The following is an 18988-nucleotide window of genomic DNA, read 5'->3' as shown; positions in this document are numbered from 1 at the left end:
CAATTGCTGGGACAACGCGGTGGCCGAGAGCTTCTTTGCGACGCTCAAGACAGAAGAGGCTGCCGAGCCTTACGCCAGTAGGGAACAAGCCAGCCAGTCCATCGCTGCTTACATCCACGGCTTCTACAATCCAGCCCGGCTACACTCGGCGCTGGGCTACCACTCGCCTAACAACTACGCCCGGCAGCTCCGGGCTGCCGCCTGAAACGGCTTCATGGCGTCCGTTTTCAGGGGGCCAGATCACACGCCCCCAGCCGACCCACCCTCCCGGCCACGGACAATTTCCTGCGCACCGCGGGAAGATCAAAAGAAAAAATCAAAAGCAAAAGCCGGTTCTTCAGGCATTCGTGTCGACCAAGGTCGACACCTACCAAAGCAGAACGCCGTTCCGACCGATCGCGGCAATCTGCCCGAGGTGGGGCGGTGCGGGTTGGCAGGACCGTTGGCGCCATGGATGGCGCCATCGAGCCCCCATGGATGGGTTCACGGCGTGTCCTGCCAACCCACACCGCCCCGCCCAACCCTCAGAAAACCAGCGCCGGCTGTTGCGGTTGCTGTTGCTTCGGCGGTTGCCTTCGCCTTTAACGGGTGCAGGGCTGCAAGCCCTGCCGGAACCCCATATCACTCAGCAGGCCTCAGCCACCGCGGTGCGGCTACGCCCCAGCCATGCCAGCAGCAGGCCCGACGCGGCCAGCAGGCCACCGGCCACCGGAATCGCGGCGTAGCCCAGTCCCGAGCTGATCACCGCACCACCCAGCGCAGCACCTACCGCATTGCCCAGGTTGAATGCACCCACGTTGATCGACGACGCCAGGCCCGGCGCCTCGCTGGCCACCTGCATCACCCGGATCTGCAGCGGCGGCACGAGGGCGAAGGTCGCCGCGCCGAACAGCAGTACACCCAGCGCCGCGGTGGCGTGGCTCATGAAAGCCAGCGGCAGCACGAACATCAGCACCGCCAGGGCAGCCAGCAGGATACGGGTGGCGCCATCGAGCGACCAGTCAGCCATGCGCCCGCCGATACCGTTGCCGAGGGTGAAGCCGATGCCGATCAGGGCCAGCGCCATCGCGATGAAGGTATTGGAGGCGCCGGTCAACTCGGTCAGTACTGGTGCGACGTAGGTGTACAGCGTGAACATCGCACCCGCACCAAGCACGGTGGTGGCCATGGCCAGCAGCACCTGCGGCTGCAGGATCGCCTTCAGTTCGCGGCGCACGTCCGGGCGCGGTCCCGGTGCGGACGCGGGCAGCGCGAAGCCCAACGCAGTGATCGCGACCAGGCCCAGCGCCGCAGTACCGGCGAAGGACAGGCGCCAGCCCAGCTGCTGGCCGACCCAGGTCGCCAGCGGCACGCCACCGATGTTGGCGATGGTCAGGCCCATGAACATGGTGGCCACGGCCGCAGCCTGCTTTTCCTTCGGCACCAGGCTCGCAGCGACCACCGCACCGATGCCGAAGAAGGCACCGTGGTTGAGGCTGGTGACCAGGCGCGACAGCAGCAGCATCCCGTAGTTCGGCGCCAGCGCAGACAACAGATTGCCGGCGACGAAGATCGACATCAGCAGCATCAGCGCGGTGCGCTTGCCGAAACGCCCCATCAGCAGGGTCATCACCGGCGCGCCCAGCATCACGCCCACGGCATAGGCGGTGATCAGCATGCCCGCAGTGGGGATGCCAACGCCGACGCCGTCGGCGATGACCGGCAACAGGCCCATCGGGGCAAACTCGGTGGTTCCGATGGCGAAGGCGCCAACGGCAAGCGCCAGCAAGGCGGCTCTGGAATTCATGGGGGAGTCCTGGGGGGCGGGAATCGGGAGTGCGTAGCCTGCGCGCTTTGCTGCGCCGGATTAAGCCTCGCCCCGGGAAAACACTGTTGATCCTGATTCACAAGTGGAGGCCGGAACGCAGCCAAAAGTGCAAAAACCGCAGTGCCGTTGCAGAGCCAACCTCCCCCACAACGCAGAACCCCCGGCATGCCGGGGGTTCTGAGGGACTCACACGCCTGTGGCGCGCTTACCAGTTGCCGGCACCCGGCACGTTGTGCTCGCGGGCGCGGCGGCGCATCAGCAGATTCAGCCACTCCACCAGCACCGAGAAGCCCATCGCGGCGTAGATGTAGGGCTTGGGCACGTGCACGTCCAGGCCGTCCAGGATCAGCACCGCACCGATCATCAGGATGAAGGCCAGGGCCAGCATCTTCACGGTCGGGTTGGCATCGATGAAGCGGCCCAGCGGGTTGGCGGCCAGCAGCATCACCATCACCGACAGCAAGATCGCGGCGACCATCACCGGGATGTGGTCGGCGATGCCGACGGCGGTGATCACCGAGTCCAGCGAGAACACGATGTCGATCACCGCGATCTGCGCGATCACGTAGCCGAACACGGCCGAGGCCTTGGTGGTGCTGGGATCTTCATCCTCGCCGCCGCTGATCAGCTCCTTGATCTCCATGCAGCCCTTGATGATCAGGAACAGGCCACCAACGATCAGCACCAGGTCGCGGATGGAGATGCCCATGCCGGCCACGGTGAACAGGTTGGCCGCCATGTGCGCCAGGTAGGCCAGCGACACCAGCAGCGCGATGCGGGTGATGCAGGCCACCGCGATGCCAAGCTTGCGGGCGAACGGGCGACGCTCTTCCGGCAGCTTGCTGACCGCGATGGAAATGAACACCAGGTTGTCGATGCCGAGCACGATTTCCAGCGCGCTGAGCGTGAACAGGGTTACCCAGGCATTGGGGTCGGCGAGGAACTCAAAGGACATGGAAACTCTTCAAGGCAGTGGGGGAATGGGGTTTCAGCCGTAGTTGCCGGCCAGCGCGTGCGGAACCACGACCAGCGCCCAGCACAGCAGCACGTTCATCATCAGCACGAAGACCGCCGCCGAGCCCATGTCCTTGGCGCGGCCGGCCAGTTCATGGATCTCGCTGCCATAACGTTCGATCACCGCTTCGATGGCCGAGTTGGCCAGCTCCATCGCAAGCACCAGCAGCATCGAGCCGATCAGCAGCGCGCGTTCGACCGGCGTCTGGCCCAGCCAGATCGCGAGCGGCGTCAGCAGGATCAGCAGGTAGACCTCCAGCCGGAACGACGACTCGTGCAGCCAGGCAGCGCGCAGGCCCTGCCAGGACCAGCGGGCGGCCTGGAAGATGCGGCGCGGGCCGCGCGGCAGATGGCCGAATTGATCAGCCACGGGGCGAACATCCAGCAACAGGGACGCGGCGCAGCGACCGCTCAGACGCACGGCAGGGGATCATGGGCGCACAGGAATAGGCAGATGGCCGCCATTTTGCCACAAGGCCGCCCGCCGCCGCCCGGCACCGGCCCGGTGAACGGACTGCCAGGGGCAAGCTTCGACCTGCCCCAGCTTCTATCATGGTCGTCCCTACCCTGCCGGAGCGCCTGATGTCCCATCGCCGTACCTGCCTGCTGATGCTGGGCCTGCTGACCGCCGCCCCCCTTGCCCAGGCCCTGGGCCCGGCCAAGTCACCGCGGGTACCCGAACAGGTCTCCAACGTGGCCTGGGCCAGCGACATGGCCCACTTCGCCAGCGCCGACCAGGCCAGCCCGCCGCCGCGTGGCGGTATCGAGTTCATCGGCAGCTCCTCGATCCGCATGTGGGAGAGCCTGGCCACCGACTTCCCCGGCCAGCCGGTGTTCAACCGCGGCTTCGGGGGTTCGGAAGTGCGTGACAGCACCTGGTATGCCGATCGCATCGTGGTGCCGTATGCACCGTGCAAGGTGTTCTTCTACGCGGGCGACAACGACCTCAACAGCGGCCGCAGCGCCGTGCAGGTGCGCGACGATGTGGTTGCCTTCGTGCAGCGCGTGCATCGCGACCTGCCGAAGACCCGGGTCGAGTACCTGTCGATCAAGCCGAGCCCGTCGCGTGCGCATCTGCTGCCGGCGATCAACGAGGCCAATACGCTGATCAAGGCCGCCCTGGCCACGCTGCCCAACACCGGCTTCACCGACATCTACACGCCGATGCTGGGCACCGATGGCCAGCCGGATGCAACGCTGTTCCGCGAGGACATGCTGCACATGACCCCGGCCGGCTATGCGATCTGGACCAAGGCGCTGGCGCCGAAGGTCAACTGCAACTGAGGGACTGCGGACGCCGGGCATGGCCCGGCGCTACCGCAACCCCATCCACGCATGGCGTGGATCTACTGAATCACGGGCAATGGGGTCGGAGGATCAGCGGAAGATGACCGTGGCCTCCGTGCCCTGCCCTGGCTCGCTGGCCAGCCTGACCTTCCAGCCGAAGCGGTCGCACAGCCGGCGCACGATCGACAGGCCCAGGCCGGTGCCCTGCGGGCGGCTCGGATCGGCGCGGTAGAACGGTTCGAAGGCCCGCGACAGGGCGTCGGCAGACATGCCGATACCGGTATCGCGCACTACCACCCGGTCGTTGTGCACATGCACGTCGATGCGCCCCTCGTCGGTGTAGCTGCAGGCATTGCGCACCAGGTTGCTGATCACCACCTGCAGCACCCGCGGCGGCGCATGCAACTGCACCGGGCCGTCGCTGTGCAGGTGCACCGACACCGGGCGAGACCCCAGCAGTTCGTTGGCATTGTCCACCTCGTAGCGGACGATGTCGTTGACGTCGAACAGCTCGATCTGCGGTTCGACATCGGCCTCGCGGGCCAGGATCAGGAACGCATCGATCACCGCCTCCATGTCGCGGCCAGCCCGCTGGATGCGCTGCAGGCTGCGGCGCAGGCGCGGCTGCAGGGTTTCATCGCCAAGGGCCATGTCGCTGGCGACGCGGATGACGGTCAGCGGTGTGCGCAGTTCATGGCTGGCGTCGCGGGTGAAATTGCGCTCGCGCGCCACATGCGCGCTGACCCGGTTGGCCAGCGAATGCAGTGCGGCCGCCAGCTGGCGGGTCTCGCCCTGCATGTCCGCCGGCAGCTTGTTCGGCTCCAGATCGGCTGCTTCGGGGTGGCCCGGGTCCCAGCGCGAGACGCGCCGTGCCAGCCAGTTCACCGGCGACACCAGGCGCTTGGAAGCCCGATAGGTCACCCAGCTGGCGCCATACACCGCCAACAGGGTCAGCAGCACCGGCACGATGCCGAACCAGAACGCCAGCATCTCCGCACGCGAACGCAGGAACACCAGGTACAGGCGACCGGCGGGGCGCACATCGACCAGCACCAGCTGGTCATCCTGAGGCAGTTCGTGGAAGCCGGGCTCCAGGTTGCGCAGGTTGGCCGGCAATGACAGCGCCGACTGCCCGCTTTCCAGCAGGTAGCCGCGGATGTTCTGGGTGTTGGGCGGCGGCTGCACCGGCGACGCCTCGTGCAGCGTCCAGTAATAGGCCGCTTCCTCGCGCAGGGCGGCGCCGACCAGGCTGTGCTTGATGACCAGCGACACCAGCCAGGCACCGAGCAGGATGCCCAGGCTGGCCAGGACTGCCTGCAGGATGAAGGCGATACGGATCTTGCGCGGCAGGCCGTGCGGCATTGCGGGGTCCCGGTCAGAGCGCTGCGATTATAGGCAGCGCGCTGCGCCGTAGTCGTGCACGGACGCTGACCGGCGGCAGCGCCGGCCGGTCATCCGTGCCCGATGCGGGGTCGTTGCCCGGCCGGGCCTGATGCTGCACCGGCCCGGCCCCGATCAGGCCATCGGCTGTGCGATATCGGCAATGCGGTAGCCGGCGCTCTGCACGGTGTGCAGCAGCGGACGGTCGAACGGCTTGTCGATGATCTTGCGCAGGTTGTACAGATGGCTGCGCAGCGTGTCCGAGTCCGGCAGGCCATTGCCCCAGATCTCGCGTTCGATCTCCTGGCGGGTGACCACGCGCGGCGATTCGCGCATCAGGATGGTCAGCAGGCGCAGGCCGATCGGCGACAGCTGCAGCTCGGTACCGGCACGGGTGGCCCGCATGCTGACCGGATCGAGCACCAGGTCGGCGACCTTCAGCACCTCCGAACCCACCTGGCGACGTTCGCGGCGGATCAGCGCGCGCAGGCGGGCTTCCAGCTCCTGGATCGCGAACGGCTTGGTCAGGTAGTCATCGGCGCCGAACCCGAGGCCGGTGAGCTTGTCGTCCAGCGTGTCGCGTGCCGTGAGCATCAGCACCGGGGTGGACTTGCGCGCATCGTTGCGCAGGCGACGGCACACTTCGATGCCATCCAGGCGCGGCAGCATCAAGTCGAGCACCACGACGTCATAGCTGTTCTCCGCCGCAAGGCGGTAGCCATCCAGGCCGTCCTGTGCATAGTCGACTTCGAAGCCGCGACCTTCCAGGTATTCGCCGATCATCTCGGAGATGTTGCGGTTGTCTTCGACCACCAGCACCAAGCCGGAGGTCTCCTTCGTCTGACGCATGTGATTCCCTCTAACTTCAGCTTTGTGAAACATGCCGGATCGACGGTGGACGCGATGTGAAGTTCCGTCAAGAGGTACACAAACGGTTCAGAGGAGCGGCCTGAGCAGCGGCCAGACGTTGTCCAGCAGCTTCGGCTGCGCCTCTGCGGTCGGGTGCAGGCCGTCGGCCTGCATCATGCCCGGCTGGAGGGCCACGCCTTCCAGCAGGAAGGGCAGCAGCGGCACCTCGTACTGCGTGGCCAGCGCCTTGTAGGCCGCAGCCAGGCGCTGGCGATAGGCCGGCCCGTAGTTGGGCGGTACGTCGATGCCCAGCAGCAATACCTTCGCGCCGGCCTTCTGGCTGGCCTGCACCATCTTTTCCAGGTTGCCCTGCACCTGCGCCGGGGTCAGCCCACGCAATGCGTCATTGCCGCCCAGCGCGATCACCACCACCGTCGGCTTTTCCTTCGCCAGCAGGCCCGGCAGGCGGGTCAGCGCGCCGGCGGTGGTCTCCCCGCTCATGCTGGCGTTGACGATGCGCGCCGGGGTTTTCGACTGCTGCCTGACCCGCTGTTGCAGCAGGCTGACCCAGCCGGCGTCGGCAGGGATATTGTGGGCGGCACTGAGGCTGTCGCCGAGCACCAGCACGGTGCGGGCCGGACCTTTGGCACAGGCCAGCCCCGGCAACAGCAGGAACCCTAGCAGCAGCACCACCATCGCGCCGGCTCGCCGGCTCCATCCCGTCTTGCGCATTGGAGTCTCCTCATCGACAGCCTGTCCCCCCGCAGCGCGCCCGTCGCCATCGCCGTCGACCAGGTCGGCAAATCCGTGCAGGGCCCGGAGGGTGAAGTCCACATACTGGACAACATCACCCTGACCGTCCATGAAGGCACCAGCGCGGCCATCGTCGGCGCCTCCGGTTCGGGCAAGACCACCCTGCTCGGGCTGCTGGCCGGGCTGGACCTGCCCAGCCGCGGCCGCATTGCGCTGTCGGGCCAGGACCTGGGCGACCTCGATGAAGAAGCGCGGGCCCAGCTGCGCGCGCGTGAGGTTGGCTTCGTGTTCCAGAGCTTCCACCTGCTACCGGCGCTGACCGCCGCCGAAAACGTCGCGTTGCCACTGGAACTGGCCGGGCGCGAAGACCGTGCGCGGGTCGATGAAGTGCTGGCCCAGGTCGGGCTGGCCCATCGCGCCCGCCACTATCCGCGCCAGTTGTCGGGCGGCGAGCAGCAGCGCGTGGCATTGGCGCGTGCGTTCGTCACCCGCCCGCGCATCCTGTTCGCCGACGAACCGACCGGCTCGCTGGACCACGCCACCGGCCAGCACATCAGCGACCTGCTGTTCGAACTCAACGCCGGCAGCGGCACCACCCTGGTGCTGGTCACCCACGACCTGCGCCTGGCCCAGCGCTGCCAGTACATCCATCGCATCGACGACGGCCGGCTGCTGCCGGTCGAGCATGGGGCGCAGGCATGAACCTGCTGCGGCACGCGTGGCGCGCGCTGCGTCGCGAGGCCCTGGCCGGTGACCTGCTGACCGTGTTCGCCGCACTGGTGCTGGGCGTGGCGGTGATGACCGCGGTGGGCACGCTGGTCAACCGGGTCAACCTGGCGCTGACCGGCAGCGCTGCGGAAATGCTCGGCGGCGACCTTGGCATCGTCGGGCGCGATGACCCGCCGCAGGCGTTCGCCGACGAGGCACAGCGGCGTGGACTGGCCTACACCCGCATCGCCAGCTTCGGCAGCGTGCTGTTCAACGGTGATGCCAGCCAGATGGCCAGCATCAAGGCGGTGCAGGCGGGCTATCCGCTGCGTGGCACGCTGCGGGTGCGGGCCACACCCGGCGGCGCCCTGATCGCCGATGCCGGCATGCCGCCCAAGGGCCAGGCCTATGCCGACCCGCGCCTGTTGCAGGGACTGGGGCTGAAAGCCGGCGATGACCTCGAATTCGGCGCCGGCACGCTGCGCATCGCCGGCATCATCGAGGCCGAACCGGATACCGGTGGCGACCTGCTGACGCTCTCCCCCACCCTGCTGGTCAACCGCGCCGATGTGGAAGGCACAGGCCTGCTTGGCCCCGGCAGCCGCATCAACTACCGGCTGATGTTCGCCGGCTCCGCCGACCAGGTTGCCGCGTTGCGCCAGTGGCTGCTGCCACAGGTGAAAGGCCTTCGCCTGCTGAGCGTGGACGACACCCAGCGCGGCGTGCGCCAGGCCTTTGATCTTGCCGGGCGCTTCCTCGGCCTGAGCGCGCTGCTGGCGGTATTGCTTGCCGGCGTGGCGACCGCGCTGGCGGCCAACCGTTTTGCCCTGCGCCGCATCGACCAGGTGGCGATCCTGCGCTGCCTGGGCGCGCGCCAGCGCGACATTCTGTCCGGTCTGGCACTGCAGCTGCTGATGCTGGCAGTGCCGGCCTGCGCACTCGGCATCGGCCTGGGCATGGCTGCGCAGGAAGGTCTGGTGCAGGTACTGGGCAGCCTGGTGCCGCAGCGCTTGCCGCTACCCGAGGCAATGCCGGCGCTGACCGGCGCCGGCATCGGCCTGTTGCTGCTGTTCGGTTTCGGCCTGCCGCCGCTGCTGCGCCTACGCGGGGTGCCGCCGATGCGCGTGCTCAACCGCTCCTTCGCCGCCCTGCCCCCGGCCTCGCTGCTGGCCTACGTAGCAGCGCTGGCGGCCAGCCTGCTGCTGGCGGTGCAGGTGACCGGTGATCTCAAGCTGGCGCTATGGGTGCTGGGCGGCCTGGCCGCGTTGGCGGTGGCGGCCGGCGTGGTCGGTTTCGTGCTGCTGCAGCTGCTGCGCGGCCTGCAGCACCGTCTGCACGGCCGCTGGCGGCTGGGCCTGGCGGCGCTGACCCGGCGCCGGATGCTGGCGGTGATGCAGCTGGTCGGGCTGTCGCTGTCGCTGTGCGCGCTGTTGCTGCTGGCGGTGACCGGCCCCGGCCTGCTGCAGCAGTGGCGCGAACGCCTGCCCGCGGATACGCCGAACTACTTCCTGATCAACATCCAGCCCGGACAGCGTGACAGCGTGCTGGCCGCGCTGCGCGGACTGGGGGCCAACGACGCCAGCATCGAACCGATGGCGACCGGTCGCCTGATCGCGATCAACGGCAAGCCGCCGCTGCGCGTGGACCCGGCCGCCACCGAAGGGAACGGCACGAGCAACGGCCCCCGCGAGGACGACGACGAGAACCGGCCGTTGAACTTCAGCTGGCGCAGCACGTTCCCGCCCGCCAATGCGCTGCTGGAAGGCCGCTTCTGGCAGGCCGGCAGCACCGCGGCGGAAGCCTCGGTGGAAACCGGCTGGGCGCGGCGCTACGGCGCGCACCTGGGCGATCGCATTACGATTTCCGTAGGCGAGCAGCAGCGCGAGTTCACCGTCACCAGCATCCGCAAGGCCGACTGGAACACGTTCCGGCCGAATTTCTTCGTGCTGTTGAACCCCAACGCGGTGGGCGATACGCCGCACAACCTGCTGTCGGCCTTCCATCTGCCGTCCGGCAACGCGGCCGGGCTGGGCGAGCTGGTGCGCGCGCAGCCCAACCTGTCGCTGCTGGACGTGGACGCGGTGATCTCGCAGGTGCGCGATGTGATGGAGCGGGTCGCGCAGGCGGTGCAGCTGGTGATGGTATTCAGCCTGCTGGCCGGCGTGCTGGTGCTGCTGGCCGCACTGCAGGCCACGGCGGGCGAGCGCCGCTACGACAGCGCGGTGCTGCGCACGCTGGGCGCGACCCGGCGCCAGCTGCGTGGCGCGGTGCTCGTTGAGTTCGGCGCACTGGGCACGCTGGCCGCGTTGCTCGCAGTGGGCGCGGCGGCCGTCATCGGCGTGGCAGTCTCGCAGAAGGTGTTCGAGCTGCCGTTGCTGCCGCCGTGGCCGGGCCTGCTGATCGGCGGCGTGGTCGGCATCGGGCTGAGCCTGCTGGCAGGCTGGTGGGGTACGCGGGCGATCCTGCATACGCCGCCGGCATTGGCGCTGCGTGAGGCCTGAGGCGGCGCTGGACCGGGGCGCGTGCCGAGCAAGCTCGGCACCTACCAAGTGCACATGACGGCGTTGCCAGTGTTCAAGGAATAAGCACATCCACGCATGGCGTGGCTCTACTGGGCCTTTTCCACGTACTTGGCGAACACGTCGTCAATCTGCTTGTCCTTCACCTTCTTGCCGGACTGGATCTCTTCGGCCTGGGTGAACAGCGGGATGATCATCGCCATGCCGTCGATCCTGGTCTTCAGGTGCACGCCCGGCGCCTGGGTCAGGAAACCATCCCAACGCTGGCGCACCTTGGCCCAGTAGCCGGCAGTGGCCTTCCAGTAGTCACGCGCCGGGGTGAAGTCGACCTCGGTGGTCTTCACGTAGTCGTTGAAGCCGAACTCGCGGGCGATCTCCACCTGGCTGCCGTCGGCGTTGCGCTGCACCTTGGTGTTGAACTGTTCGTGGGTCCAGCCGTTCGGGGTCAACGTGTGGCGGTTGATCACGGCCAGCGCGTTGTAGTCGCTGCGCTTGGTGTACTCACGGCGCGGCAGCGGGCGCCAGCTCAGGTCGCTGGTCCAGCTCGGCACGTTGTTGGTGTAGGTCCAGGTGCCGGTGCCGCAGTAGCGCGGTGCGTCGCTCACTTCGTACACGCACTGGGTCCAGGCGCCCTGGTTCACCGCCGACGGAATATTGCGCACCTTCCAGGTCTGGTCGGCGCTGAACTCGAAACGATTCGGTGCTTCGTACACCCAGTCCTGGCGCCAGTGCTTGGTGATGTGGCCGCTCTTTTCATCCAGCAGCAGGTGCTGCAGCACGATGCGCTTCGGGGTGTCCTCAACCACGATGACCACTTCGCTGCCGCCGCTGCGCATCGCCGGTGCACGCTCGTAGCCCGGCTTCAGCAGCACGGTCTCGTCGAAGGCGAAGTCCACGGTGTACTCACCCTGCATGGCGAGGATGCTGTCGTGGTCGCGGGCGATATCGGAGGGCTGCGCGCTGGCCACGCCGCTGGCGGCGAGCAGCAGCATGGCGCTGGCTGTCTGGAGCTTCATCGGGGTCTTCCTTCGGGGGTGCAGATTCATTGAGGGGCCATCCGTGGCCAACGGGCGTTCCATCAGGAGAGGGTCACAGGCGGATCAGCGGCAGGTCGCCGGGAATCTGGGGCGCCGGACGCCGGGCGGCGTCGGCACAGCAGCAGTCGTCGATCACCAGCTCGCCTTCAGCACCTTCCAGGCGTGCGATGCGGCGCGCGGTGGCCGCGCCCAGCGAGGACAGGGTCGACAGACTGGCGGCCAGCGTGCGTCTGTCGTCGGCGGCATGCAGGCGCAGCGCGCACAGGCGCCAGCGCTGGCCGCCAAGATGGCCGGCCAGGCGCCGCCACAGGCGTTCGCCAACGCTCGCCTCGCTGTCGTGTTCCGGTCCCGGCGGCAGCGGCGCGACCAGACGGTCCCAGGCCAGGAAATCACTGTCGGGCAGCAGGTACAGGCGCCACACGCAGCGGCCGCGGCCATCAAGGAAGCACAGGCTTTCGCGCAGGCCCTCGCTGTCCACGCCCTGGCAGGCGTGTACGCGTACGGCCTGGCGCCAGCCGCCCAGCTCGTTGCCGTCGGCGTGGTACAGGCACAACACGGTGCCGAGCGTGGCCAGCTGTGCCGGGGTCGGCCAGGCCGCGCTGTTCGGCGCGGCGATGGAGTCATTCCTGCGTGCGGACAAGGCTCGGCTCATGAGATCACCAGGAAACGGCAAGGCTGGCGGAGAAGGTGCGGCCCGGGCTGCTGAAACGATCGCTCAGTGCGCGATCGGTGATCAGGCTCGGGGTGATCGACGACCATTCGATGTAGCGCTTGTCGGCCAGGTTGAACACGCCGACATTGAAGGTGGCACCCGGCGCGAAGTTCCAGTGCGCCATCAGGTCCAGCACGCCGTAGCCGGCCGGCTGGTAGACGAACGGTGCCGGTGCGTTCGGATTGGTCTGCGCCGCAGGCGGCGGCAGGCGCTTCTTGCGCTGCACGAAGGTACCGGCCAGTTCGACGCCCCAGGTATCGGTGTCGTACATCAGGCCCAGCGTGCCACGCAGCGGATCGACCGAGGCCAGCGGTTCGTCATCGGTCCGGTTGTCACCACGCGACCATGCCAACGCACTGCGCAGCGCCCAGCCCTTCAGCGCCGGGCTGAGTTCGCCAAACTCGATGCCGGCCTTCATTTCCGCGCCATAGATGCGCGCGTCGGCGATGTTCTGCGACTGGAACACGGTCAAACCCTGCGCGTTGCGACCGGTATCGACGTTGGACTCGATGAAATCCTTGTAGTCGTTGTAGTAGCCGCTGACGCTGACGTACGCCGCCGGCGCGATGAAGCGCAGGCCCAGTTCGTAACCGTCGCTGGTTTCCGGCTTCAGATCCGGATTGGCGATGGCGGTATAGCGGAAGGCGATGTTGGTCAGGCCGATGTTGACGTCGTTGTACGGCGGCGAACGGAAGCCACGCGCATAACCGGCGAACAGCGACCATTCGTCGGTAAAGCGCCAGACCATGCCCAGCTTCGGCGACACGCTGGTCTTCTTCAGCTGCGCCACGGCCGTGGTCGGGTTGTCTTCGGCGAAGACGCTGTCCACTTCCGACTTCAGCTCGTAGCGGTCCACGCGCACGCCCGGCACCAGCGACAGCCTGCCATCGGCAAAGCGCATCTCATCCTGTGCATACAGGCCCAGCTCGGTAGTCTTGCTGATCGGGAAGTCACGCACCGGGAAGGTGTCCGGCAACACCGTGTTGCTGACCACGCCCGCCTTGCTGACCTGGTAGCCGTCGCGCTTCTGGCGGATCTCGGTACGGGTGCCTTCGAAACCGTAGGTCACTGCGTGCTCGACGCTGCCGGTGGTGAACGCCTTGTTGAACTGCGCCTGCAGGCCATAGGCATGCTGGTCGAAGGAGAACACGCGGTGGCGGCGGGTGCCGTCGGTGCGCGTTTCGTCGGTCTGCTGCCGGGTTTCGCTGTTCTGCGCGTACACCTGCCAGTGCAGGCTGTCGGCGAACGGCTGGTCCAGCGCATCCATTTCGTGGGCGAAGGAGACGCGGTTGCGCTTCTGGGTGTCGTGGGACTTCATGCCAGTGGCCGCAGCCATCGCGCCGGGGCGCGGTGCAACGCTGGCGATCGCCGACAGCACATTGGTATCGGTGGTGTCTTCGTTGCCTTCCACGGTCAGGCGGAAGCGCTGGTCCTCGCTGGGTGCATAGACCAGTTTGCTGAGCAGGCTGCGGCCGTCGCGATCCTGCGGATTGGACGCGGTGCGGGTGTCGTTGTCGCTGCGAACCGTGCCCTTGTTGTCCGTTTCCTGGCCCTGGTGGTGGTTGACGTTGACCAGGCCGCTCCAGTGGTCGCCACCGAAGGCGGCCGTGGCACCGCCGAGCAGGCCCTTCCACTCACCGTCGTAGCCGAACTTCAGGCCGAAGTAGCTGTTCTTGCCGTCCTTGAGATAGTCGGCCGGGTCTTTGGTCACGAACGCGACCACGCCACCGAGTGCATCGGAGCCGTACAGCGGGCTGGCCGGTCCACGCACGATCTCGACGCGCTTGAGCGTATCGAGGTCGGTGAAGTTGCGGTTGGAACTGGCGAACGAACCGATGTCGAACCGGGTCGGCATGACGATGCCGTCGGTCTGGATGCGCACGCGGTTGCCGTCCAGGCCACGGATGCGGAAACCATCCAGGCCGAAGCGGGTCGCGCTGCGGGTGACCGACAGGCCCGGCTCGTAGCGCACCAGATCCTTGATGTCCTGCACCAGGTGCCGGTCCATCTGCTCACGGTCGATGACATCCACGGTGGCCGCCACGTCGCTCAGCGCCCGCTCGGTGCGGGTGGCGGTGACCTGCACCCGATCGAATTCGCGCGCATCGGGGGCAGCAGTGGCAGCAGCGTGGGCGGACAGCGGCAGCGCCATCCAGACAGCAAGGCAAAGGGCGGTATGGCGGGTCATCGGGTTCGTTCGGTCAGGCAGGGGAACCCCCGGTTACCGGCGCACCCGGAAGGTGCACGCGGTAGACCGAGGGGGAGAGAGCGGGAGCGGACGGGTCGCCCACCCTGTCGGCGCTGCCGGCAGGAGGGAGGGAGGCGGGCGACCAGACCGCGATTACTTGGTCAGGATCAGCTTGTCGTTGCTGGTGTGCCGCAGGCGATAGAAACGGTCGCCGTGCTGGATCAGGATTTCACGACGGCCCTTGAGCAGGGCTTCGCTGTCGATGACCTCTTCCGGCGGAACGACACGGACCGGACGATCGCGGAGGGTCAGCGTTTCGGGGCGCAGCAGTACAGGTTGAGCATTCATGAGCATCTGGACTCGTGCGAGGGACGAGTTAAATGATAATGATTCTCAGTTGACAATCAACAACCATTCTCAATTTCATTGGTGAGATTAATGATCGAATTCCGTAATTCGATAGATCGCATCAATTAAATGGCGAAGCAGGTGTGTAGAGTCGACTGTTGGTCGACTGCTGTTGCTCGAAGCAGTCGGTTATTCGAAGCAGTCGACTAACAGTCGACTCTACCGTTCCCGTTCCTGTTCCCTCGGCCAAGCCGGCCCGACCGAGGCCCCCGAGGCCCGGTCGGCCCCGGGGTTCAGGCGAAGACGGCTTCGACCTGCGCCCAGCCGGCGGCGTCGACCTGCTCCAGCACCTCCAGTGCCTGCAGGTTCTGCAGCAGCTGGCTGACCCGGCTGGCGCCGAGGATCACGCTGGAGACATTCGGGTTGCGCAGGCACCAGGCGATGGCCAGCGTGGCCGGCGCCTGCCCCAGCGCACGCGCCACCTCGCTGAAGCGGCGCACCTGGGCCAGGCGGGCTTCGGCGTCGGCACCCAGCACCAGGTCCTGCAACCACTGCATGCCTTCCCGGCCCAGCCGCGCATCGGCCGGAATGCCCTGGTCGTACTTGCCGGTGAGCAGGCCCGAGGCCAGCGGCGAGAAGATGGTGGTGCCCAGGCCGGCACCGGCATACAGCGGCGCGTACTCGACCTCGACCCGCTCGCGGTGCAGCAGGTTGTACTGCGGCTGCTCCATCGACGGGCCCTGCAGGTTGCGCGCCTGCGCGATGTCCAGCGCCTGCTGGATCTGCGCCGCCGACCACTCCGAGGTGCCCCAGTAAAGGATCTTGCCCTGCCGTACCAGGGTGTCCATGGCATGCACGGTCTCGGCGACCGGTGCGTCCGGATCCGGGCGGTGGCAGTAATAAAGGTCCAGGTAGTCCACCCGCAGGCGCTTGAGTGCAGCGTGGCAGGCGTCGGTCACATGCTTGCGCGACAGTCCGCGCTGGGTCGGCCGCGGGTCCTTGGCGCTGCCGAAGAACACCTTGCTGGAGACGCAGAAACCGTCGCGCGGCAGGCGCAGGTCGGCGATCACATCGCCCATCACCTGTTCGGCGTGGCCGTTGGCATAGCCCTCGGCATTGTCGAAGAAGTTGACGCCATGATCCCAGGCGGCCGCCACCAGGTTGCGGGCCTCGTCGCGCGGGATCTGGTCACCGAAGGTCACCCAGGCGCCGAAGGACAGGGCGGAAATCGGCAGGCCGGTGGAGCCCAAGCGACGGTATTGCATGCGAATCTCCTGCTGCGGGCCCGCATCCGGGCCGGGATCGAACTCCATTCTACCTGCCGCCACCGGCCGCAAGCCCTTGCCGTTGCTGGCCCGATCGGTACCGTTGGGTGCGCGCACGCTGCTTTTTCTTGCCCCGGCCCCTGCCCTGCACTAGGCTTCCCGTTTTTCGCGACGCCCCAGGGGAGTCACTCACATGGTCGAAGGTTTGGGCAGGATCGGCTTCGGCCTGTTCGGGTTGGCGGTGCTGATCGGCATCACCTGGTTGTTTTCCAACAACAAGCGTGCAGTTGACTGGAAGCTGGTTGCCACCGGTATCACCCTGCAGATCGCCTTTGCGGCGCTGGTGATCCTGGTGCCGGGCGGGCGCGACGTGTTCGATGCGCTGGGCAAGGGCTTCGTCAAGATCCTCAGCTTCGTCAACGAGGGCTCGGGCTTCATCTTCGGCTCGTTGATGGACACCAAGAACTACGGCTTCATCTTCGCCTTCCAGGTGCTGCCGACCATCATCTTCTTCTCGGCGCTGATGGGGGTGATGTACCACCTCAACGTCATGCAGGCGATCGTGCGCGTGATGGCCTGGTCGATCACCAAGGTGATGCGCGTGTCCGGCGCGGAAACCACCAGCGTCTGCGCCAGCGTCTTCATCGGCCAGACCGAGGCGCCGCTGACCGTTCGCCCGTACATCGCCAGGATGACCCAGTCCGAACTGCTGACCATGATGATCGGCGGCATGGCGCATATCGCCGGCGGCGTGCTGGCGGCCTACGTGGGCATGCTGGGCGGCGGCGATCCGGCGCAGCAGGCTTTCTACGCCAAGCACCTGCTGGCGGCCAGCATCATGGCGGCCCCGGCCACCCTGGTCGTGGCCAAGCTGCTGATTCCGGAAACCGGCACCCCGCTGACCCGCGGCACGGTGAAGATGGAAGTCGAAAAGACCTCCAGCAACATCATCGATGCCGCCGCTGCCGGCGCCGGTGACGGCCTGAAGCTGGCACTGAACATCGGCGCGATGCTGCTGGCCTTCATCGCCCTTATCGCGCTGCTGAACGCGCCGCTGACCTGGGTGGGCGAAGTGACCGGCCTGGCCGCTGCCATCGGCAAGCCGACCAACCTGTCGACCATCTTCGGCTATCTGCTGGCCCCGATCGCCTGGGTGATCGGCACGCCGTGGGCCGACGCCACCACCGTCGGCTCGCTGATCGGCCAGAAGGTCGTGATCAACGAGTTCGTCGCCTACACCGAACTGTCGCAGATCGTGAACGGCCAGATCCCGGGCGTGAGCCTGTCCGCCGAAGGCCGCCTGATTGCCACTTACGCGCTGTGCGGCTTCGCCAACTTCAGCTCGATCGCGATCCAGATCGGCGGTATCGGTGGCCTGGCGCCGGAGCGCCGCCACGACCTGGCCAAGTTCGGCCTGCGCGCGGTGCTGGGCGGTACCATTGCCACCTTCATGACGGCGACCATCGCCGGCGTGCTGACGCACTTCAGTTGAACCCCTGGTTGAGAAAAGATTTCCTATGAGCAGCAGTGTCGTTGTCGTCGGTTCCTTCAATGTCGATCACGTGTGGCGGTGCGAAACGCTGCCGGCACCGGGTGCGACCATTGCCGGCCGCTACAGCACCGGCCCCGGTGGCAAGGGCTTCAACCAGGCCGTGGCGGCCTGCCGCGCTGGTGCGGACACCCACTTCGTGTGTGCGTTGGGCGATGACGCCGGTGGCGCCACTGCGCGCGAACTGGCTGCGCACGATGGCTTCGCGCTGATCGCCGAGGCCAGCAGCGAGCCGACCGGCACCGCCGGCATCTACGTCGATGCCCGTGGCCGCAACACGATCGTGATCGGCCCCGGCGCCAATGCCGCGCTGGGCACCGATTTCCTGCAACAGCAGCAGGCCCTGCTGGCCGGTGCCAAGGTGGTGCTGGTGCAGCTGGAATCGCCGGTGCAGACCATCGAAGCGGCGCTGGCCACGGCCCGCGAGGCCGGTGTCACCACCGTGCTCAACACCGCGCCGGCCGATGCGCCCTCGACCATCGGCCTGCTCAAGCTGGCCGATGTGATCACCCCGAACGAGACCGAGTTCGCCGCCCTGCTCGGCCGCCATGTCGGCGAGCGCGTGGATGCCAACGACGTCGCGGCGCTGGATGGCGCCAGCCTGCATGCGCTGTGCCGCAAGCTGGTCGGCAACGGTACCGTGGTGGTGACGCTGGGTTCGGTGGGCGTGTTCGTCTCTCACGCCGACGAGAACCTGCGCGGCGATACCCAGCCGTACTACCGCGTCGGTGCCGAACAGGTGCAGGCCATCGACACCACCGGTGCCGGTGATGCCTTCAACGGTGCGCTGGCTGCGTCGCTGGCACAGGTGGCCGATGCACCGTTCGCCCGCCACGTGCGCTTTGCCAACCAGTTCGCCGGTCGCTCGACCGAGAAGGAAGGCGCTGCAGCGGCGATGCCGCGCTTCACCCCGGCCGACGCCGAAGCCAAGTAATTCCACGCCACGCGTGGATGACAAGGCCCGGGTGCACAGGCACCTGGGCCTTTCTTTCGCCCATTGCCCAGCCCCTGCGACCGCCTGTCGCATTGCCCACATCCTGCCCCTCGCTCACGATCCGCGCAGCTTCCTTGCACGGGCAGGACATGGACGGATTCCCCTGGTTGCTGGTCGCGGCCGCAGGCAGTGCCGCCGCGGCGCTGCTGCATATCGGCTGCATCGCCTTCGGCGCCGCGTGGTACAGGTACTTCGGTGCCGGCCAGCGCGTGGTCCGGCTGGCACAGGCCGGGCATTGGTGGCCACCGCTGATGACCGCCGGCATCACGGCCGTGCTGGTGGCCTGGACGCTGTACGCACTGGCCGCTGCGGGCTGGCATTCGCCACTGCCGGCCAGTCGTCTGGTCCTGTCGGGCATCGCCCTGCTGTTGCTGCTGCGCGCCGCGATGGGCTTCGGGCTGGCGCTGCTGCGGCCCGGCTACAACGGCCGGCGCTTCTGGATGGTCAGTTCACTGGTCTGCCTCAGCCTGGGGCTGGCCTTCGCACTGGGTACCCGCCAGGCCTGGCAGCGCCTGGGGTAGCCGCCCACCTTCGCCCGCCCTTGGGGGCGGCGGAAGCAACCGTCAAGCATCTGCTGA

General features: G+C 67.3%; 18 protein-coding genes. 7 read left to right on the top strand and 11 right to left on the bottom strand.

Annotated features, from left to right (window positions below; genetic code table 11):
* The coding region (locus AC5P7R_RS11600; protein WP_495213860.1) for an integrase core domain-containing protein at window positions 1-205 on the top strand (205 nt) is incomplete at its 5' end.
* 420 nt (window positions 206-625) lie between these two features.
* On the opposite strand, the gene AC5P7R_RS11595 is transcribed toward AC5P7R_RS11600, so the two are convergent.
* From AC5P7R_RS11595 to AC5P7R_RS11585, 3 genes are all read right to left on the bottom strand, one after another.
* Entirely contained in the window at window positions 626-1786 is a 1161-nt protein-coding gene (locus AC5P7R_RS11595) for an MFS transporter (protein WP_111102172.1), read from the bottom strand.
* 226 nt (window positions 1787-2012) lie between these two features.
* Window positions 2013-2762, bottom strand: a complete 750-nt coding sequence (locus AC5P7R_RS11590; protein WP_019661110.1) for a TerC family protein — start codon at window positions 2760-2762, stop codon at window positions 2013-2015.
* Between the two features lie 33 nt (window positions 2763-2795).
* Window positions 2796-3191, bottom strand: coding sequence for a diacylglycerol kinase (locus AC5P7R_RS11585; protein WP_019661109.1), 396 nt, complete (start codon window positions 3189-3191; stop codon window positions 2796-2798).
* Between the two features lie 212 nt (window positions 3192-3403).
* Between AC5P7R_RS11585 and AC5P7R_RS11580 the strand changes: the two genes are divergently transcribed.
* The gene (locus AC5P7R_RS11580) at window positions 3404-4105 is read left to right on the top strand and encodes an SGNH/GDSL hydrolase family protein (RefSeq protein WP_019661108.1); all 702 of its coding nucleotides are present in this window, start codon (window positions 3404-3406) and stop codon (window positions 4103-4105) included.
* Between the two features lie 93 nt (window positions 4106-4198).
* On the opposite strand, the gene AC5P7R_RS11575 is transcribed toward AC5P7R_RS11580, so the two are convergent.
* From AC5P7R_RS11575 to AC5P7R_RS11565, 3 genes are all read right to left on the bottom strand, one after another.
* On the bottom strand, window positions 4199-5470 hold the full coding sequence (locus AC5P7R_RS11575) for a sensor histidine kinase (RefSeq protein ID WP_478436215.1): 1272 nt from the start codon (window positions 5468-5470) through the stop codon (window positions 4199-4201).
* 153 nt (window positions 5471-5623) lie between these two features.
* On the bottom strand, window positions 5624-6337 hold the full coding sequence (locus AC5P7R_RS11570; RefSeq protein WP_002811889.1) for a response regulator transcription factor: 714 nt from the start codon (window positions 6335-6337) through the stop codon (window positions 5624-5626).
* Window positions 6338-6424: 87 nt separating this feature from the next.
* Window positions 6425-7069 carry an arylesterase gene (locus tag AC5P7R_RS11565; protein ID WP_058980396.1) on the bottom strand — a complete coding sequence of 215 codons (645 nt, stop codon included), beginning with the start codon at window positions 7067-7069 and terminating at the stop codon, window positions 6425-6427.
* A 75-nt stretch (window positions 7070-7144) separates the two neighbouring features.
* Between AC5P7R_RS11565 and AC5P7R_RS11560 the strand changes: the two genes are divergently transcribed.
* Complete coding sequence (locus tag AC5P7R_RS11560) at window positions 7145-7792, top strand: ABC transporter ATP-binding protein (protein ID WP_478436214.1); 648 nt, start codon at window positions 7145-7147, stop codon at window positions 7790-7792.
* Window positions 7789-10299, top strand: a complete 2511-nt coding sequence (locus tag AC5P7R_RS11555) for an ABC transporter permease (RefSeq protein ID WP_478436213.1) — start codon at window positions 7789-7791, stop codon at window positions 10297-10299. The genes AC5P7R_RS11560 and AC5P7R_RS11555 overlap by 4 nt, the downstream gene beginning before the upstream one ends.
* Before the next feature lie 107 nt (window positions 10300-10406).
* On the opposite strand, the gene AC5P7R_RS11550 is transcribed toward AC5P7R_RS11555, so the two are convergent.
* The 5 genes from AC5P7R_RS11550 to AC5P7R_RS11530 form a co-directional block, all read right to left on the bottom strand.
* Window positions 10407-11333, bottom strand: a complete 927-nt coding sequence (locus AC5P7R_RS11550) for a DUF6607 family protein (RefSeq protein ID WP_478436212.1) — start codon at window positions 11331-11333, stop codon at window positions 10407-10409.
* A 73-nt stretch (window positions 11334-11406) separates the two neighbouring features.
* Window positions 11407-12006, bottom strand: a complete 600-nt coding sequence (locus AC5P7R_RS11545) for a ChuX/HutX family heme-like substrate-binding protein (protein ID WP_188250054.1) — start codon at window positions 12004-12006, stop codon at window positions 11407-11409.
* Between the two features lie 4 nt (window positions 12007-12010).
* The gene (locus AC5P7R_RS11540) at window positions 12011-14254 is read right to left on the bottom strand and encodes a TonB-dependent hemoglobin/transferrin/lactoferrin family receptor (RefSeq protein WP_478436211.1); all 2244 of its coding nucleotides are present in this window, start codon (window positions 14252-14254) and stop codon (window positions 12011-12013) included.
* A 153-nt stretch (window positions 14255-14407) separates the two neighbouring features.
* Complete coding sequence (hemP, locus tag AC5P7R_RS11535) at window positions 14408-14602, bottom strand: hemin uptake protein HemP (RefSeq protein ID WP_005412278.1); 195 nt, start codon at window positions 14600-14602, stop codon at window positions 14408-14410.
* A gap of 293 nt (window positions 14603-14895) precedes the next feature.
* On the bottom strand, window positions 14896-15867 hold the full coding sequence (locus AC5P7R_RS11530) for an aldo/keto reductase (protein WP_207049924.1): 972 nt from the start codon (window positions 15865-15867) through the stop codon (window positions 14896-14898).
* A gap of 193 nt (window positions 15868-16060) precedes the next feature.
* Here AC5P7R_RS11530 and AC5P7R_RS11525 point away from each other — a divergent pair, with 193 nt between their 5' ends.
* The 3 genes from AC5P7R_RS11525 to AC5P7R_RS11515 all read left to right on the top strand — a co-directional run bounded on the left by AC5P7R_RS11525 (window position 16061) and on the right by AC5P7R_RS11515 (window position 18931).
* Complete coding sequence (locus tag AC5P7R_RS11525; RefSeq protein WP_019661098.1) at window positions 16061-17359, top strand: NupC/NupG family nucleoside CNT transporter; 1299 nt, start codon at window positions 16061-16063, stop codon at window positions 17357-17359.
* Window positions 17360-17384: 25 nt separating this feature from the next.
* Complete coding sequence (locus tag AC5P7R_RS11520) at window positions 17385-18350, top strand: ribokinase (RefSeq protein ID WP_019661097.1); 966 nt, start codon at window positions 17385-17387, stop codon at window positions 18348-18350.
* A 149-nt stretch (window positions 18351-18499) separates the two neighbouring features.
* Window positions 18500-18931 (top strand): hypothetical protein, encoded by a 432-nt coding sequence (locus tag AC5P7R_RS11515; protein WP_021203449.1) that lies wholly within the window; start codon window positions 18500-18502, stop codon window positions 18929-18931.
* Window positions 18932-18988 lie beyond the last annotated feature (57 nt).

Source organism: Stenotrophomonas sp. YJH_SMC_27, from assembly GCF_059369815.1.
Note: the sequence above shows the minus strand (reverse complement) of the source record. Positions and strands in the feature narration are given on the sequence as shown.

Bases quoted from the DNA above. Each gene is read 5' to 3' on its own strand.
- AC5P7R_RS11595 (WP_111102172.1), bottom strand. From the start codon at position 1,786: ATGAATTCCAGAGCCGCCTTGCTGGCGCTTGCCGTTGGCGCCTTCGCC.
- AC5P7R_RS11590 (WP_019661110.1), bottom strand. From the start codon at position 2,762: ATGTCCTTTGAGTTCCTCGCCGACCCCAATGCCTGGGTAACCCTGTTC.
- AC5P7R_RS11580 (WP_019661108.1), top strand. From the start codon at position 3,404: ATGTCCCATCGCCGTACCTGCCTGCTGATGCTGGGCCTGCTGACCGCC.
- AC5P7R_RS11575 (WP_478436215.1), bottom strand. From the start codon at position 5,470: ATGCCGCACGGCCTGCCGCGCAAGATCCGTATCGCCTTCATCCTGCAG.
- AC5P7R_RS11570 (WP_002811889.1), bottom strand. From the start codon at position 6,337: ATGCGTCAGACGAAGGAGACCTCCGGCTTGGTGCTGGTGGTCGAAGAC.
- AC5P7R_RS11565 (WP_058980396.1), bottom strand. From the start codon at position 7,069: ATGCGCAAGACGGGATGGAGCCGGCGAGCCGGCGCGATGGTGGTGCTG.
- AC5P7R_RS11555 (WP_478436213.1), top strand. From the start codon at position 7,789: ATGAACCTGCTGCGGCACGCGTGGCGCGCGCTGCGTCGCGAGGCCCTG.
- AC5P7R_RS11550 (WP_478436212.1), bottom strand. From the start codon at position 11,333: ATGAAGCTCCAGACAGCCAGCGCCATGCTGCTGCTCGCCGCCAGCGGC.
- AC5P7R_RS11545 (WP_188250054.1), bottom strand. From the start codon at position 12,006: ATGAGCCGAGCCTTGTCCGCACGCAGGAATGACTCCATCGCCGCGCCG.
- AC5P7R_RS11540 (WP_478436211.1), bottom strand. From the start codon at position 14,254: ATGACCCGCCATACCGCCCTTTGCCTTGCTGTCTGGATGGCGCTGCCG.
- hemP (WP_005412278.1), bottom strand. From the start codon at position 14,602: ATGAATGCTCAACCTGTACTGCTGCGCCCCGAAACGCTGACCCTCCGC.
- AC5P7R_RS11530 (WP_207049924.1), bottom strand. From the start codon at position 15,867: ATGCAATACCGTCGCTTGGGCTCCACCGGCCTGCCGATTTCCGCCCTG.
- AC5P7R_RS11525 (WP_019661098.1), top strand. From the start codon at position 16,061: ATGGTCGAAGGTTTGGGCAGGATCGGCTTCGGCCTGTTCGGGTTGGCG.
- AC5P7R_RS11520 (WP_019661097.1), top strand. From the start codon at position 17,385: ATGAGCAGCAGTGTCGTTGTCGTCGGTTCCTTCAATGTCGATCACGTG.
- AC5P7R_RS11515 (WP_021203449.1), top strand. From the start codon at position 18,500: ATGGACGGATTCCCCTGGTTGCTGGTCGCGGCCGCAGGCAGTGCCGCC.